At 52.6% G+C, this 15369-nt stretch carries 16 protein-coding genes and 5 tRNA genes; 6 read left to right on the forward strand and 15 right to left on the reverse strand.

Annotation, left to right across the window (positions count from 1 at the left end; genetic code table 11):
• Nucleotides 1-21: 21 nt before the first annotated feature.
• From BMW84_RS13195 to BMW84_RS13205, 3 genes are all read right to left on the reverse strand, one after another.
• Nucleotides 22-435, reverse strand: a complete 414-nt coding sequence (locus BMW84_RS13195) for a thiol-disulfide oxidoreductase DCC family protein (RefSeq protein ID WP_091069111.1) — start codon at nucleotides 433-435, stop codon at nucleotides 22-24.
• Nucleotides 436-548: 113 nt separating this feature from the next.
• Entirely contained in the window at nucleotides 549-827 is a 279-nt protein-coding gene (locus BMW84_RS13200) for a hypothetical protein (protein ID WP_091069114.1), read from the reverse strand.
• Between the two features lie 174 nt (nucleotides 828-1001).
• Nucleotides 1002-1436: an organic hydroperoxide resistance protein gene (locus tag BMW84_RS13205; RefSeq protein WP_091069116.1), complete on the reverse strand. Its 435-nt coding sequence runs from the start codon at nucleotides 1434-1436 to the stop codon at nucleotides 1002-1004.
• A gap of 140 nt (nucleotides 1437-1576) precedes the next feature.
• Here BMW84_RS13205 and BMW84_RS13210 point away from each other — a divergent pair, with 140 nt between their 5' ends.
• Nucleotides 1577-2053, forward strand: coding sequence for a glutathione peroxidase (locus tag BMW84_RS13210; RefSeq protein WP_091069119.1), 477 nt, complete (start codon nucleotides 1577-1579; stop codon nucleotides 2051-2053).
• A gap of 111 nt (nucleotides 2054-2164) precedes the next feature.
• Here BMW84_RS13210 and BMW84_RS13215 read toward each other — a convergent pair.
• Together BMW84_RS13215 and BMW84_RS13220 are read right to left on the reverse strand one after the other, a co-directional pair.
• A tRNA-Leu gene (locus BMW84_RS13215) sits at nucleotides 2165-2247 on the reverse strand.
• 95 nt (nucleotides 2248-2342) lie between these two features.
• Nucleotides 2343-2705, reverse strand: coding sequence for a helix-turn-helix domain-containing protein (locus BMW84_RS13220; RefSeq protein ID WP_091069122.1), 363 nt, complete (start codon nucleotides 2703-2705; stop codon nucleotides 2343-2345).
• Nucleotides 2706-2839: 134 nt separating this feature from the next.
• Between BMW84_RS13220 and BMW84_RS13225 the strand changes: the two genes are divergently transcribed.
• Together BMW84_RS13225 and BMW84_RS24515 are read left to right on the forward strand one after the other, a co-directional pair.
• Nucleotides 2840-3037 carry a Rha family transcriptional regulator gene (locus tag BMW84_RS13225; RefSeq protein WP_091069123.1) on the forward strand — a complete coding sequence of 66 codons (198 nt, stop codon included), beginning with the start codon at nucleotides 2840-2842 and terminating at the stop codon, nucleotides 3035-3037.
• A gap of 32 nt (nucleotides 3038-3069) precedes the next feature.
• The gene (locus tag BMW84_RS24515; protein WP_139209627.1) at nucleotides 3070-3486 is read left to right on the forward strand and encodes a hypothetical protein; all 417 of its coding nucleotides are present in this window, start codon (nucleotides 3070-3072) and stop codon (nucleotides 3484-3486) included.
• 86 nt (nucleotides 3487-3572) lie between these two features.
• Here BMW84_RS24515 and BMW84_RS13235 read toward each other — a convergent pair.
• The 10 genes from BMW84_RS13235 to BMW84_RS13280 all read right to left on the reverse strand — a co-directional run bounded on the left by BMW84_RS13235 (nucleotide 3573) and on the right by BMW84_RS13280 (nucleotide 10956).
• Nucleotides 3573-3655, reverse strand: a tRNA-Leu gene (locus tag BMW84_RS13235).
• 50 nt (nucleotides 3656-3705) lie between these two features.
• A tRNA-Glu gene (locus BMW84_RS13240) sits at nucleotides 3706-3780 on the reverse strand.
• 104 nt (nucleotides 3781-3884) lie between these two features.
• Nucleotides 3885-5015: an alanine dehydrogenase gene (ald, locus tag BMW84_RS13245; RefSeq protein ID WP_091069126.1), complete on the reverse strand. Its 1131-nt coding sequence runs from the start codon at nucleotides 5013-5015 to the stop codon at nucleotides 3885-3887.
• A gap of 188 nt (nucleotides 5016-5203) precedes the next feature.
• Nucleotides 5204-6403: an ABC transporter substrate-binding protein gene (locus BMW84_RS13250; RefSeq protein ID WP_091069128.1), complete on the reverse strand. Its 1200-nt coding sequence runs from the start codon at nucleotides 6401-6403 to the stop codon at nucleotides 5204-5206.
• Between the two features lie 72 nt (nucleotides 6404-6475).
• Complete coding sequence (locus tag BMW84_RS13255) at nucleotides 6476-7177, reverse strand: ABC transporter ATP-binding protein (protein ID WP_091069130.1); 702 nt, start codon at nucleotides 7175-7177, stop codon at nucleotides 6476-6478.
• A gap of 5 nt (nucleotides 7178-7182) precedes the next feature.
• The gene (locus BMW84_RS13260) at nucleotides 7183-7965 is read right to left on the reverse strand and encodes an ABC transporter ATP-binding protein (RefSeq protein ID WP_091069132.1); all 783 of its coding nucleotides are present in this window, start codon (nucleotides 7963-7965) and stop codon (nucleotides 7183-7185) included.
• Nucleotides 7934-8902, reverse strand: coding sequence for a branched-chain amino acid ABC transporter permease (locus tag BMW84_RS13265; protein ID WP_091069133.1), 969 nt, complete (start codon nucleotides 8900-8902; stop codon nucleotides 7934-7936). Before BMW84_RS13265 ends, BMW84_RS13260 begins: the two co-directional genes overlap by 32 nt.
• An 11-nt stretch (nucleotides 8903-8913) precedes the next feature.
• Nucleotides 8914-9819, reverse strand: coding sequence for a branched-chain amino acid ABC transporter permease (locus tag BMW84_RS13270; protein WP_091069136.1), 906 nt, complete (start codon nucleotides 9817-9819; stop codon nucleotides 8914-8916).
• A 966-nt stretch (nucleotides 9820-10785) separates the two neighbouring features.
• Nucleotides 10786-10874: transfer RNA gene (locus BMW84_RS13275), tRNA-Ser, on the reverse strand.
• Between the two features lie 6 nt (nucleotides 10875-10880).
• Nucleotides 10881-10956, reverse strand: a tRNA-Asn gene (locus BMW84_RS13280).
• A gap of 328 nt (nucleotides 10957-11284) precedes the next feature.
• On the opposite strand from BMW84_RS13280, the gene BMW84_RS13285 reads away from it, so the two are divergent.
• From BMW84_RS13285 to BMW84_RS13295, 3 genes are all read left to right on the forward strand, one after another.
• Nucleotides 11285-13060, forward strand: coding sequence for an ABC transporter ATP-binding protein (locus BMW84_RS13285; protein WP_091069138.1), 1776 nt, complete (start codon nucleotides 11285-11287; stop codon nucleotides 13058-13060).
• Nucleotides 13047-14822, forward strand: a complete 1776-nt coding sequence (locus BMW84_RS13290; RefSeq protein ID WP_091069140.1) for an ABC transporter ATP-binding protein — start codon at nucleotides 13047-13049, stop codon at nucleotides 14820-14822. Before BMW84_RS13285 ends, BMW84_RS13290 begins: the two co-directional genes overlap by 14 nt.
• Before the next feature lie 189 nt (nucleotides 14823-15011).
• Nucleotides 15012-15347, forward strand: coding sequence for a hypothetical protein (locus BMW84_RS13295; RefSeq protein WP_091069141.1), 336 nt, complete (start codon nucleotides 15012-15014; stop codon nucleotides 15345-15347).
• The last annotated feature ends 22 nt before the right edge of the window (nucleotides 15348-15369 follow it).

Consider the following 15369-nt stretch of genomic DNA (forward strand, 5'->3'; position numbering starts at 1 on the left):
AATCTTTAATCTTTATTACACTCATAAAAATCTCTTCCGAACCTCCGGCGTCGGCAGCAGGCAAGCTTCATCCCGGCCGAACCAGCGGTAACGGTTCCGGGCCACGTAGCGGTACACCGCGTTCCGCAGCGGTACGGGAACCAGAACGAACGCATACGCGGCCGGCCACGGAAAACGCAGACGCCGGAAAATCCGCAGAACCGCGCCGGATTCCGTATAGACTGTACCGTTCTCCATTACCACAACGGTGTTCAACTGCCCGGCGTCCAGCCGGGCTTTTTGCATGAGCTCAGCTCCGATTTCGCTCTGCAGCGGCGCGAACAGGCAATGCCCCTGCGGATCACGGCGGACGATAAACCGTACCAGTCCCTGGCACAGATGGCAGACGCCGTCGATAAGCACAACCGTTTTATTTTCCACACCGTAGGTCTCCATGCCTGCCGCCTCCCTTTCTTCCATACATTACCCTCGAAGCGTTCCCGTCATTCTGCGCCGGCGCAAACAAAAAACGCGGGATTGCTCCCGCGCTTCTTCTGATGATATCTAAATTATTCGGCGATGGCTTTCTCGATCCATTCGTCCCCGACCATTTGTTCTTCGAAATCGGAAGTGTAAGCCTCCATGCATTTGCAGATAAAATCCTTGCGGCATACCGGACAAGGCGTTTTCAGCAAACGGCTGATAGCCGTCATTTTCCAGGCCGGATAGCGGTGGTAGAATGCACGGCACTCCGTACCGTCGGCAAGCTTCACAATAAATTCGTACAAACCTTGCTTATCGTTGCTGCTTGCTTTGGTTACATTCGTAATAGTTGGTCTATAGGACATTCTTCATCACCCATTATTTGAATTTTTGGTTGTCATGGCTCGCGCAACTTAACAGATACCTAGACATATTAAAGAATTTTGGGGGTGATGTCAACCAAAGCATGTCCCTAGAGCTTCCGTAATTTCTTTTTCTGCACAGATCGACGTTTTTTTGCCATGATTACCGGAAAATCTTCATTCATGCACGCCCTGCAGCACGTTCAGCTCCACGTCGATATTGCCGCGCGTCGCTTTGGAGTACGGGCAGAAGGCATGCGCTTTTTCGGCTAACTGCTGAGCCACGGAATGCTCGATACCCGGCAACTTTACATCGAGCCGTACCGCCAACCGGAAGCCGCCGTCGCTATCGTCCTTGCCGATCGAGACGTTGCTGGTCACCTCTACATCCTGCAGTTTGACGCCTTCTTTACGGGCTACATTGGTCAGCGCGCTTTCATAACAGGCGCCGTAGCCGGCCGCGAACAATTGCTCGGGATTGGTGCCGGTTCCTCCGGGACCCCCAAGCTCCTTGGGCATTTTCAGATCATGCTTCAGCGCGCCGTCCGAGGACTCCACTCTGCCTTCTCTTCCGCCGTGCACGGTGGCCGTTGCGGTGTATAATGCTTTCATCGAACATCCTCTCCTTTAATAAAGCATAAATTTGCCTTTTCATAGTTAACTTTAAACCAAGGAGATGATTTGAAACTTTGCTTCTGGCGTTAGATAGTGTACAATTAAATTGTAGAAAATATTGTTCGGGAGGGATTTTTATGAGCATTTATGATTTTTCGGCTAGTACGCTCCGGGGCAAGGAAGAGTCTATGGAGCAATACAAGGGCAACGTGCTGCTGGTCGTGAACACGGCTAGCAAATGCGGGTTTACGCCGCAGTTCAAGGGGCTGCAGGAGACTTATGACAAGTTCAAGGACCGCGGGTTTACGGTACTCGGGTTCCCGAGCAACCAATTTGCCGGACAAGAGCCTGGAGATAGCGACGATATCGCCGAGTTCTGCCAAATCAATTACGGCGTAACCTTTCCGATGTTCGAGAAAATCGACGTGAAAGGCGACGATGCCCATCCGCTTTTCAAATACCTGACGAATGAAGCGCCCGGACTGCTCGGCTCCAAAAGCATCAAGTGGAACTTCACCAAATTCCTCGTCGACCGCGATGGCAAGGTAGTGAAACGGTACGCACCGCAAACGACGCCGGAGCAAATCGAAGCGGATATCGCCAAATTAATCTGATCGGCAAAAAAGGGACCGCCCTCTCGCCATGTGCGATGGGAACGGTCCCGGTTTTGTTTTTTGGCAAAAGAAAAACCCTTAAAATTAAGGGCTCTCTTCAATAACCTATTATGCGGTAGAGAGGACTCGAACCTCCACGAGCATACGCCCACTACCCCCTCAAGATAGCGTGTCTGCCATTCCACCACTACCGCGCAATGAACTCCAAATATAAACGTTTCATTTGAAGCCAACATTCAATATTATATATCGTTGTTTGTAAAAAGTAAAGCCTTTTTATATTAACGGCTTATTCCGCTCCGTCTTGTTTATTTTTGCGGTATTCGGCAAAGGCCAAATACTCCTTGATAAACGCCTGCTCTTCCGGCAAAAGCTCGTCCATTTGGCAATCCAGTTGCCGTTTTTGCGCAATAAAATACTCGCCTTCGCTCTCCCTAATTACTTCCGCCGCGGTTTTACCGAGAATCAGCCAATCCAGACTGACTTTGAAAAATCCGGCGATCTCAATCAAATTATGGGTACCGGGCGTCGATTTGCCGCGCTTCCAATCCCCGAAATTGCCGGTGCTGATGTTCATTTGCTGGCAGAACGCTTTTTTGGTCAGCCCCTTTTGCTTAATGAGAAATTCGATCCGTTCGTAAATGGTTTGCAACTGGCATCCCTCCAAAGAACTATGACTAAATAACGTGTTTTATATTGAAAAATGACGTAAATAAGTATATAATTGCTAATATTATCCTATAGATTATACCATAGCGTGGGATGGCCGATAAGAGGTGAAGCTTATTGAAGAGCAATCGTCCCGTGACTCCCTTCGGCTGGGCGATCAAGCAGCGGCTGGCTGAGCTTCAGCTGGACCAGAAGGATTTTTGCAAGCTGCACGGTATTCCGCCTTACCGCCTGTCGAATCTCATTCACGGCACACGCAAAGCCGAGCGTTACCGCCGGCTGGTTGCCAAACTGCTGGATTTGCCGCCAACCTGATGTCTACCTAAAGAATTCAAGGAGCGATGACTTTGCCATTTCTATTACCTTCCTCCGTGAAGCAGATGCTGGACAGCCTGCCGCACAGTGTACTTCTGATGGACCAAGAGGGATCGGTCTTGTACGTGAATCATCATTGGAAAGAAGGCCAGCCCTCCCTCCACAGCCAGCCTGCCGACGAACCTGCAGCCATTTCCGTCCATCCCGCTCCCGGCAAATCCAATCTTTTCTCGCTGCATAAGCGATTCTCTTCACCAAATTTGCAGCATGTACACGGACGCCTGGTTCCTATCTGCGCATCCTGCAAATCCATCCGTAACCGCAGCGAAGAGTGGATAACCATAGAGCAATATCTGAAACAGCAGCTATCTATCCAGTTCACCCATGATATCTGTCCGGATTGTATCCGCCTATTATATCCGCAATATGCCGGCCCGTGGAACCGTTAAACTTGCCTATTCCGATAGCACTGGCGAACTTTTCTTGAAAAATAAAAAAGGACCCTTGAGCCAAGGGTCCTTCCGGTGTTCATCAATGCGGTAGAGAGGACTCGAACCTCCACGAGCGTACGCCCACTACCCCCTCAAGATAGCGTGTCTGCCATTCCACCACTACCGCATAATAAGAGGAAAATATTCAGTTCAGGGATTCTCATCCCTTAAAAGAAATGGTGACCCGTAGGGGATTCGAACCCCTGTTACCTCCGTGAAAGGGAGGTGTCTTAACCCCTTGACCAACGGGCCATACTCGAAGATTTAAATCAGTGTCACAACAAAAATGAGTATATCAAATCCCAGAATATTTGACAAGTAGTTTTTCAAACTTTCTAATCCTCGCTTAGACGGACCTACCCGCCGGCTTGAAGCAGCGCTGTCACCCCGTCCGCGGCAGTGTATCCCAGGCTTTGCGCTACGGCAGTATTGGTTACCTGGCCGGCTGCGACATTCAGTCCGCGGGCCAGCGCAGCGTTCTGCCTCGCAGCCGCAGCAATGCCGAGATCCGCAATTTGGAGCGCATAAGGAATCGTCACATTCGTCAGTGCAAGCGTCGATGTGCGGGCGACCGCGCCCGGCATGTTGGCGACCGCATAATGAACTACGCCGTGTTTTACGTACGTCGGATTCTCATGCGTGGTCATCCGGTCGATGGTCTCAATCGAGCCGCCTTGATCGATGGCGACATCAACGATGACGGAACCTTCCGCCATTTGCCGCACCATGTATTCTTTCACCAGCTTAGGCGCCCGTGCACCGGGAATGAGGACGGCACCGATCAGCAAATCCGCCTTGCGCACCGCTTGTTCCAGATGATAGGAATCCGACATGACCGTAATCAGCCGCCCGCCGAATATATCGTCCAGCGTCCGAAGGCGCGCCGCATTCCGGTCGAGCACAGTAACCCGTGCGCCAAGGCCAAGCGCCATCTTCGCCGCATTGGTGCCGACGATGCCGCCGCCGACAATAACGACTTCCCCTGGCTGTACGCCCGGCACTCCCCCAAGCAGGATGCCTTTGCCGCCGTGCGGCTTCTCCAGCAGCTGTGCGCCGATTTGCACGGCCATCCGTCCGGCAACCTCGCTCATCGGAATGAGCAGCGGCAGCGAACCGTCCTCCAGTTGAATCGTCTCGTAGCCGATAGCAGTAACGCCGCTCTGTACCAGCGCTTCGGTCAGTGCCGCTTCCGGGGCCAGATGAAGATACGTGAACAGAATCAGCCCTGTGCGGAAAAACCCGTACTCCTCCGGCAGCGGCTCCTTCACCTTAAGAATCATCTCTGCTTGGGCCCAGACTTCGGCCGCTGTTGGAATCAGCCGTGCGCCGTTGGCTGAATATTCACGATCCGCAAATCCGCTGCCGATGCCGGCACCCTGCTGCACCAGCACCTCATGGCCGCTTTTTCGAAGCGCTTCAACCCCTGCGGGAGTGACGGCAACGCGATTCTCATTGTTTTTGATCTCTTTGGGTATGCCGACGATCATTTTGCACGCTCCTTCCCTTGATGTGTCACCATAACAGAAAAAGGCCCATCCCCTGAGCCTTTCCCCGTACAACAATAGATAAATGCAGGGAGCCGAGGCTCCCTACATCCAGTAAACCATTTAAGTCTTAATAGCCGTTACCGCAAAGGTTTAAACACCGTCTTCTGCAGTATATGCAGCATTCGCGCTTACGGATTTACTTTGGTTTCGAAAGTTTGCTTGCCGTCCACGAATTTCAGAACGACGGCCGCTTTCACAGGGTCATGCGTTTCGTTGAGCGTGATTTTGCCTGTTGCCAGCTGCAGATCTTTGGTTGCGGCCAAAGCATCTTTAATCTTGGCAGGATCGGCTTCGCCGGCACGGGTAATGGCATCGGCCACCAGCTTCAGGGCGTCATAACCGAGAGCAGCCATACCGTCCGGTACTGCGCCGCCGTTCGCTGCTTTGTAAGCATCCACGAAAGAGGTTACTTCTTCGGCAGTATCTTCAGGCGAGTAGTGGTTGGACATGAAGGTGTTGTTCAAAGCCTCAGCGCCGGCGATTTCAGCCAATTGCGGGGAATCCCAGCCGTCGCCGCCCAGGAATGGAGCGGTAATGCCCATTTCGCGTGCTTGCTTCAGGATTTTGCCAACCTCTTCATAATAACCAGGCAGGTAGATCACGTCCGGATTTTGTTCTTTGATACGGGTCAATACCGCTTTAAAGTCAGAGTCTTTTTGTTGGTAAGACTCTTGGCTCAGGATTTTGCCGCCGTTTTTGGTAAAGGTCTCTTCGAAGAACTTTTGCAGACCTTTGGAATAGTCACTGGAAGTATCCGTGTAGATAACGGCAGTCTTTGCATTCAGGGATTGAGTAGCAAAGTTAGCCATTACCTGGCCTTGGAACGGATCGATAAACGCTGCCCGGAATACCCATTCGTTCACCTTGCCGCTGCGCTCGTCAACGGTTACTTTCGGGTTGGTGGCGCCTACGGCTACGAGCGGAATTTGTTTCTCGGTAGCTACCGGCACGATACCCAACGTATTGGTGGAGGTCGAAGCGCCAATGATCGTTACGACCTTGTCATTGGTGATCAGCTTTTGCGCGGCCTGTGTAGCTTCTTCGGACTTCGAAGCGTTGTCGGCTACAACCAGCTCCAGCTTTTTGCCGAGAATGCCGCCGGCGTCGTTGATTTGCTGAACAGCCAGCTTCGCACCTTTGGATGCGGAGTCGCCGAAAGAAGCTTGACCGCCTGTGAGCTCCAGGTCAGCCCCGATTTTAATCGTGTCACCGCCAGAGTTGCCGCCGCTTGCGGAATTTCCGCTGTTCTCTGTGTTGTTGTTGCCACAGCCGGCTGCCAATACGGCAGTCAATACTGTCGACAAGATAATGGCCCCAATTTTCTTCATTCTTCTCCCAGCCTCCCGAAAAATATAATTTTATATGTTGTTTCTGTGATGCCGTGAGTGATGCGGACCTGCTTAATGTCCGAGGTAAGCCATCTTGATCTCTTCGGAATCCGCCAGTTCCTTGGCGTCTCCTTCCAGCACGACGCGGCCGGTCTCCAGCACGTATGCGCGGTGGGCGACTTTGAGCGCCTGATGCGCATTCTGCTCGACCAGCAGAACCGTCGTTCCGGCTGCGTTCACTTCCTGGATTATCTTGAAGATATCCTGGACCAGCAGCGGGGCAAGCCCCATGGAGGGTTCATCGAGCAGCAGCAGCTTCGGATGGCCCATCAGTGCACGCCCCATGGCCAGCATCTGCTGCTCGCCGCCGGAAAGCGTGCCGGCCTGCTGTTTCTTTCGTTCCAATAGCCGCGGAAACGTGGAGTAGACTCTTTCGAAATCGGCAGCCAGACTGCTGGAATTCTGCAGATACGCGCCGAGTTCAAGATTCTCTTCCACCGACATATTGGCGAACACGCGGCGCCCTTCGGGACAATGGATCAGCCCCTGTTTGACAATCGACTGTACGCTTTGATTCGCAATGGATTTATCCAGAAATTCAATGGTTCCTGTCTTGGGCTTGAGCAGCCCTGACAACGTCTTGAGCAGCGTAGACTTTCCGGCGCCGTTGGCGCCGATCAAGGTTACAATCTCCCCCTGATTGACGGTAATACTGAGATCCTTCAGGGCGTGAATGGCTCCGTAATATACGTTGATTCCTTCAACTTTAAGCATGGCCTCTACGCCTCCTGTCCCAGATACGCTTCGATGACTTTCGGATTGCTGCGGATCTCCTGCGGCGTTCCGTCGGCAATGAGCATGCCGCGGTCCAGCACGTAAATCCGGTCGCAAACCCCCATAACGAGCGACATATCATGTTCGATCAGAAGGATCGTCAGGTCGAATTCCTTGCGGATCCAGGCGATCAGGTTCATCAGATCGCGGGTTTCATTTGGGTTCATCCCGGCTGCCGGCTCGTCGAGGAGGAGCAGCTTGGGACCGGCGGCCAGTGCCCGGGCGATCTCCAGCCTGCGCTGATTACCGTAGCTGAGATTGCCGGCCGTCTCGTCGGCCTGGTCATCCAGGCTGAAGATTTTGAGGATATCGAGCGCTTTTTGCGTAATCTCGGCTTCTCCGCCAAAATGCTTCGGCAACCGCAGCATGGAGGAGAACAACGAATGTTTCGCATGCTGGTGAAAAGCAATTTTGACGTTGTCCAGCACCGTCATTGCCGTAAACAGCCGAATGTTCTGGAAGGTCCGGGCCGCGCCTTTGTGATTGATCTTGTACGGCTTCAATCCCCCGACCGACTCGCTGTTCAGAATGATCTGGCCCGTTGAAGGCGGGTAAACGCCGGTCAGCAGGTTGAAGAGTGTCGTCTTGCCGGCGCCGTTCGGTCCGATCAGGCCGATCAGCTCGCCCTTGTTAATATGAAGCGAAACTTCGCTGAGTGCCTTAAGTCCGCCAAAGGAGCGGCTCGCCGCTTTTACATTAAGAAGCGCTGCTGTCGCTGATATCGCCATTTGCCTTCGCCTCCTTTTTGCCGAATTTGCCGAGCGAGAATTTAGTCGTACCCAACAGTCCGCCCGGACGGAAAATCATCATCAGGATCAAGACGATGGAGTAAATAATCATGCGCCATTCCGGAACATCGCGCAGGTAGGTGTACAACAGGGTAACGAATACTGCGCCGACGATCGAACCGGCCGTGCTGCCGAGACCGCCCAGCACCACCATAACGAGAATTTCGAACGACTTCAGGAAGTTGAAGCTGCCCGGGGTAATAACGTAAAAGGTATGTGCGGATAACCCGCCGGCCATGCCGGCGAACAAAGCGCCGATCGTAAATGCAATGACCTTGTACAGCGTCGTGTTGATCCCCATGGCTTCGGCGGCGATTTCATTCTCGCGGATCGCCAGACATGCGCGGCCATGCGTGGAACGGATAAAGTTGTTGATCAGCACGACCGTCACCAGCGTAAAGATGAAAATCACGGTCCAGGTCGTTTTGCTCGGAATGCCGCTGAGACCCGACGCCCCGCCGACATATTCTGTATTCAGCATGATAATGCGGATAATTTCGCCGAAACCAAGCGTCGCAATCGCCAGGTAATCGCCGTTCAGGCGAAGGGTCGGTATGCCGATCAAAATCCCGCAGATCGATGCGACGATGCCGCCGGCAATGATTGCGACCACAAACGGCGCATTGTAATCCAGCGTTAGGATCGCCGAAGTATACGCACCCACGGACATAAAGCCCGCATGGCCGATGGAGAATTGTCCCGTAATCCCGTTGATCAGGTTCAGCGATACCGCCAGCATGATATTTACGCCGATCAACAGGAGCGTGGACCGATTAACATCATTAAGGATTCCTGTTGTTAGAAGAATTTGCACGATGGCATAGAAGATAATTGAAGCGACAATGCCCGACCAGAATTTTTTGTTCAGCTTCTTCATCATGATCCCCCCTACACTTTCTCCCGGACATTTTTACCAAAGAGCCCGGACGGTTTAAAGATCAAGATTAGAATCAGAACGGCAAAGGCTACGCCGTCACGCCAGGAAGAATAACCGAGCGAGGAAATTTCCGTCTCCACCGTTCCCAGCAGCAGGCCTCCGACAAGCGCTCCGGGGATGCTTCCGATCCCGCCAAGCACCGCAGCGACAAAAGCTTTAAGGCCAGGCATCACGCCCATCAGCGGATCCACCGAGTTGTACGTCATTCCGAAAATAACGCCGGCCGCCGCCGCCAGAGCGGAACCGATTGCGAAGGTTGCCGAGATCGTGCGGTCTACGTTGATCCCCATGAGCCGGGCCGCTTCCATATCGAACGATACCGCGCGCATTGCCTTGCCTGTTTTGGTGTAGTGTACGATGTACTGCAGGAGCAGCATCAATACAATCGTGATGATCAGAATCATGACCTGAGTGGATTCCACCTGGATGGAGGAACCGAACAGATAGTACTGCTTTTTCTCCAGGATGTCCGGGAACCCTTGGGCTTGCGGCCCGAGAATAAGGACGCCTGTATATTCGAGCAAAAAGGAAACGCCGATCGCGGTGATCAAAGCGGCAATCCGGGTGGATTTGCGCAGCGGCTTGTAAGCGAGACGTTCAATCGTGATCCCCAGCAGCGCACTCACCGTCATCGAGAAGACAAGCGATATGATAAGGACAAGGACCGGCGGAAACCCTGCCGATGCCAAAAATTTCGCGGTGAACAGTCCGATAAACGAACCGACCATAAAAACATCGCCATGTGCAAAGTTAATCAGTTTGATAATCCCGTACACCATGGTATAACCCAGTGCGATCAGCGCATAAATGCTGCCCACGGAAATCCCGTTAATCAATTGCTGAATGAAGTACTCCATCGGCATCCCCTTTTTCTATTTTGTGATGAAACTTCCCCTTCTTGTGTTGCCATTCGCCTTTCTCTCTGTTTGATGTTACCTATAGTAACACAGGTTATTTTCTTCGTCACTACCGATCTTTAGATTTTACGATTTTATTCGAAAATTTAGGGTAGGTTTTATTACATTATATGACATGATTATGGAAGATAATGATAAGTGAAGTGAACAATAAGGAGGAATCGGGAGCATGACGCAGATAATCGGAGGTATTGGAGTGTTGGAGAAAAAGTCCTTTTTTAATACAATACTTTATTTTCGGGCAATTAATATAACATTTGTCTCTTTAAAGCTTCGATCCTTCAATTTATTAAAGGAATAACGGGATAAATTCTAGCGAATTCCCTCGAATTTCGTCTTATACCGCCTTTTATGCGCTGCGAACGGCTTCAATCTCGTGCCATTTGTGAACGGATATGCAAAACTGCATAGAGGCGAATATGAAAATATGTCCAAGCGAATAAGCGGGATTGGAGGTGTATAGGCTTTGCTGAGGGCTGGCTAGGGGCGACAGAAAACAAGAGAATTCCCGGCGAATAACGAGGGGAACATTGAGGAGAAACAAAGGATTGCTGGGGATGACCGATTGCTGCTGCTTCAGGCTACCTGTGCACGATGCCAACGGACCTGAGAGACGCTATTTGCGGAAAAATAGCTCATTTCCCGCCCTAACGGACCTGAGAGCCGCTATTCGCCTTTAGTACACATTTTCGCACCGTAATTTCACAAATAAGGGCTGTGGTGTCCGTAAGACGACGATTTTTCCGAAAAAACGGTAAATAACGGCTCCTGTGTCCGCAAGAACTGCTCGGTGGAACGATTCGGCGTCAGCTCCCCGGTGAAACACTCGGCTTCAGCATCAGCTATTTATATATGAAGGAAATAAAAAAGCTCCTCACCAGGAGGAGCTTACTTTCATCTTCAGAACGGAGAGAGAGGGATTCGAACCCTCGCACCGCTTACGCAGTCTAACCCCTTAGCAGAGGGTCCCCTTATAGCCACTTGGGTATCTCTCCAAGAAATGGCTCCCCGAACAGGACTCGAACCTGTGACAACTCGATTAACAGTCGAGTGCTCTACCAACTGAGCTATCAGGGAACATTCACATGAACAAGAAATAATTTATCATGATTTTAAAGTTCAGTCAAGCGGAACCCCGATATTTGACATCGTTTTCACACCTGTCCGGGAAAGCGTCACCATGTTGCCGTTATTGCTAGCAATCCGCCAAAATACCGTGCATCTTTACGCATGAGGGCGAATATCCCCCCTTGATTCCTTAATATCCGATTGAAGCGTTCACACGCCAAGGATTTGGAAAAAGATCGTTCCCGGCATTCATGCTATAATCACTTTAGTTTTTTGTTGATGGGATAGGAGGCAGCGTTCAACAGAAAAAGAAAATATACAAAAAGCAGGTGATTACATGTTCCAACTCAAGTGGCTGTGGCAGAACCTGGGGGGCGATAGGGCGAGGTACATCGTTGCGCTCTGCCTGTCGGTCATCGGCTGCTCGCTCACCATCATTAATCCGTACATCGGGCAGCGCATCGTGGATACGTTCATCTCGAACGACCATGCGGCGCAGAATCTGGCCGATAAACGGGGACTGCTCATCGGACTCTGTCTGGCGATGGTCGGTTTCTCGCTTTTGCGGACGGGGCTAGCCTATCTGACAACGATGCAGTACGAAATCTCATCGCAAAACATGCTTTACCGGGTCCGCATTTATTTGTACAACAAAATCCAGGGACAGGATATGCATTATTACGATCATAACCGCACCGGCGACCTCATGACCAAAATGACGGGCGATCTCGATATGGTACGCCACTCCATGGCGTGGATTATCAAGACGATTATCGAATCGCTGACGGTATTTTTGGCGGCGGTCGTATATTTTTTCACCATCGATGTGGAACTGACCCTGTGGCTGCTCATCCTTTCGCCTCCGATCTTCATCGTCGCGTACATATTCGCCAAACGCGTGCGGCCGATGTACATCGATCTGCGCGAGCGGCTGTCCCAGCTCAACACGACGACACAGGAGAACATCTCCGGCAACCGGGTGGTCAAGGCATTTGCCCGCGAGGAATACGAAATCGAGAAGTTTACCGCGAAAAACGTGGACTTCTCCAAAGCGAATAAAACCGCCGCTCTCGTCTGGCTGGATTACTTCCCTTATCTGGAAACGTTCGCTCAAGCCTTCAACGTGATCCTGATGCTGGCAGGCGGATATTTCGTCATGATCGACCGGGTTACGTTCGGGGAATACGCCGCCTTCTCCTCGCTCATCTGGGGCCTGTCGAACCCGATGCGCAATATCGGCATCATTATTAATGATATTCAACGCTTTTTCGCCAGCTTGTCCAAAATCGTCGAGGTGTACTACGCGCATCCCGGCATCGAGAACAAACATAACACCCAAAACATTCGTCGTTACACCGGACGCATCGAATTTGACCATGTCAGCTTTAAATATGACAACCGGTTAGTACTCGACGATGTAAGCTTCGCGATCGAGCCAGGTGAAACCGTTGCCATCATGGGCTCCACCGGCGCAGGCAAAACGACGCTCATCAACCTGATTCCACGTTTCTATGACGTAACCAAGGGCAAGGTGCTGCTGGACGGACAGGATGTCCGCAAGCTGGAGCTCGACGAGCTTCGTGCCAACATCGGCATCGCGACACAGGATGTGCTGCTGTTCTCGGATACGATTGACGGCAACATTGCTTACGGCGATCCCGAACTGCCGGAGGAAGAAACCGTTAAATATGCGGAGCTTGCGGCGGCGCACGGTTTTATTACCAAAATGCCCGAGGGTTACGACACGATCGTCGGCGAACGCGGCATCGGCCTCTCCGGCGGCCAGAAGCAGCGGATTGCCCTGGCCCGGGCTTTGGCGGTACAGCGGCCGATCCTCATTCTGGACGACACGACCTCCGCGGTCGACCTGGAGACGGAAGAGCATATTCAGAAGAGCCTGCGCGAGCTGGAATTCCCGTGCACCAAAATCGTCATTGCCCAGCGGGTGTCCACCACCTCGGAAGCCGACCGCATTCTCGTCCTGGACAACGGCCGGCTGGTCGAAGAAGGCACGCACAAGGAACTACTGGCCAAACGCGGTTACTATTATGACGTCTTTATGCTGCAAAACGAAGGGATTGGAAGAGGGGTGACCAGCAGTGGCCAGAAATAAATTCGACATCGACGAGAATCTGGAATCGCCGTTTGATATCCGCCATTTCCGGCGCGCGATGGTATATATCAGGCGACAGAAAAAACCGATGATCATCGCTTTTCTGCTCAGCGCCCTGTCGGCCGTCATCGGCCTCTCCGCCCCGCTGATCATGCAGCATGTCGTGGACGTGACGATTCCGGCCAATGACGTCGGCGCGCTGGTCGGCTGGTCGGCGCTGCTGCTGGTTACCATCGTCGTCAGCGTTATCCTCGCCACCATCCGTTCACGGATGATGACGAGCGTGGGTCAGGATATTATTTTTGATATCCGCACCGACCTGTTCAAGCATCTCCAGCGGCTGCCGTTCAAATATTACGACGACCGGCCGCAAGGCAAAATCCTGATCCGGGTCGTCAACTACGTGAACTCGGTATCCGATGTCCTGTCGAACGGGATTATCAACTTCATTCTCGAAATCGTGAACCTGATCTTTATCGCGGCCTTTATGTTCGCGGTCGATGTCAGACTGTCGCTCGTGACCATCGCCGGCCTTCCGGTATTCCTCGGCGTCATGCTGCTGATCAAGACCAAGCAGCGCCGGGCCTGGCAGGCGGTTTCGAACAAAAGCTCCAACCTGAACGCCTATATGCAGGAGAGCATCAGCGGGATCCGCGTCACGCAGATTTTCTCCCGCGAGACGCGCAATGAGGGGATCTTCACGCGCCTGGCCGGCAACTTCCGCAAGGAATGGATGCGCGCCCTGCGTTACAATACGCTTATCCCGTTCACCGTGGATAATCTGTCCACGCTGGTCACGACGGCGATCTATCTCGTTGGCCTTCTGACGCTGAGCCCGCAGGACGTCACCTTCGGCGTCATCCTGGCGATGAGCAGCTACGCTTGGCGGTTCTGGCAGCCGATTCTCAACTTGTCGAACTTGTATAACGCGTTTATCAACGGTGTCGCCTATCTGGAACGGATCTTCGAAACGCTGGATGAACCGGTTACGGTCACCGACGTGCCGGATGCCAAGAAGCTGCCGACCGTACAGGGCCGCGTTACCTTCGACGATGTTACCTTTGCTTATGATCCGGGAATCAACATTCTGGAAAATCTCTCGTTCGACGTCAAGCCGGGCGAAAGCATCGCACTGGTCGGTCCGACTGGCGCGGGCAAAACCACCGTCGTGAACCTGATCTCCCGCTTCTATAATCTGACGGGCGGCAAAATTGAGATCGACGGCCATGACATCGCCGAAGTCACGCTGGAATCGCTCAGAAGCCAAATGGGGATTATGCTCCAGGACAGCTTTATCTTTAGCGGTACGATCATGGATAACATCCGCTACGGCCGGCTCGACGCCACCGAAGAGGAAATCATTGCCGCAGCGAAAACGGTCTGCGCCGATGACTTTATCCGCGAGTTCGAAGACGGCTATATGACCGAGGTCAACGAACGCGGCTCGAAGCTGTCCCAAGGACAGCGCCAGCTGATCTCGTTTGCCCGGACGCTGCTGGCCGATCCGCGCATCCTGATTCTCGACGAAGCCACCTCTTCGATCGACGCCAAGACGGAGCGCCTGCTGCAGCAGGGCCTGAACGAGCTGCTGAAGGGACGCACCTCGTTCATTATCGCGCACCGTCTCTCGACCGTTAAAAACTGCGACCGCATCATGTACGTCTCGAATAAAGGCGTGGCCGAATCCGGCTCGCATGACGAGCTGATGGCGCAGCGCGGCCTCTATTACCGGCTGTATTCGGCGCAGAAGATGGAAGCTTAAGCGGGACGCGGACGCTGCCCTGCATTTTCAATTAAGCATATGCCGGAAACAAAGAAGCCTCCACATCCGCCGACGGCGGGTTTGGAGGCTTTTTCGCTGCGCTGCCCGGTTCATTGGATGAACCAGGAATTTCCTGTAAAATAGTTTATAACGTTCAAGATTCCTTTACCGAAAGATGGAGGCGAGACCGTGAAAGCTAAGATTGCGTGGGTTTTTGTTGCCAGCTTCATCCTTGTCGCTGCGCTTATTATTGCAGACACTTCGTCCAACGCCAGGATCGACAAGCAGCTTAATCCATTGATCGAACAGATGCACGCGGAGATCGGCAATGATCCCCGCCTGGCCTTAAGCAGCAACCCTTACGACTACATCAAAGATAACGAAGCGTACCGGAAGATCGTAGCGCTCGGCGAGCCGGCAGCAATATCGCTGGAGCGGCGGCTAACGCAGAAACGGGACAGCGGGCTGTACGGCGTAATCTACACGATTGCCATCCATGAAATCAGACGTTCCGGCGAACAATAAACCAAGGCCCCCGGTGTGAAAC

Source organism: Paenibacillus sp. NFR01 (assembly GCF_900111565.1).
Taxonomy (GTDB): domain Bacteria; phylum Bacillota; class Bacilli; order Paenibacillales; family Paenibacillaceae; genus Paenibacillus_AQ.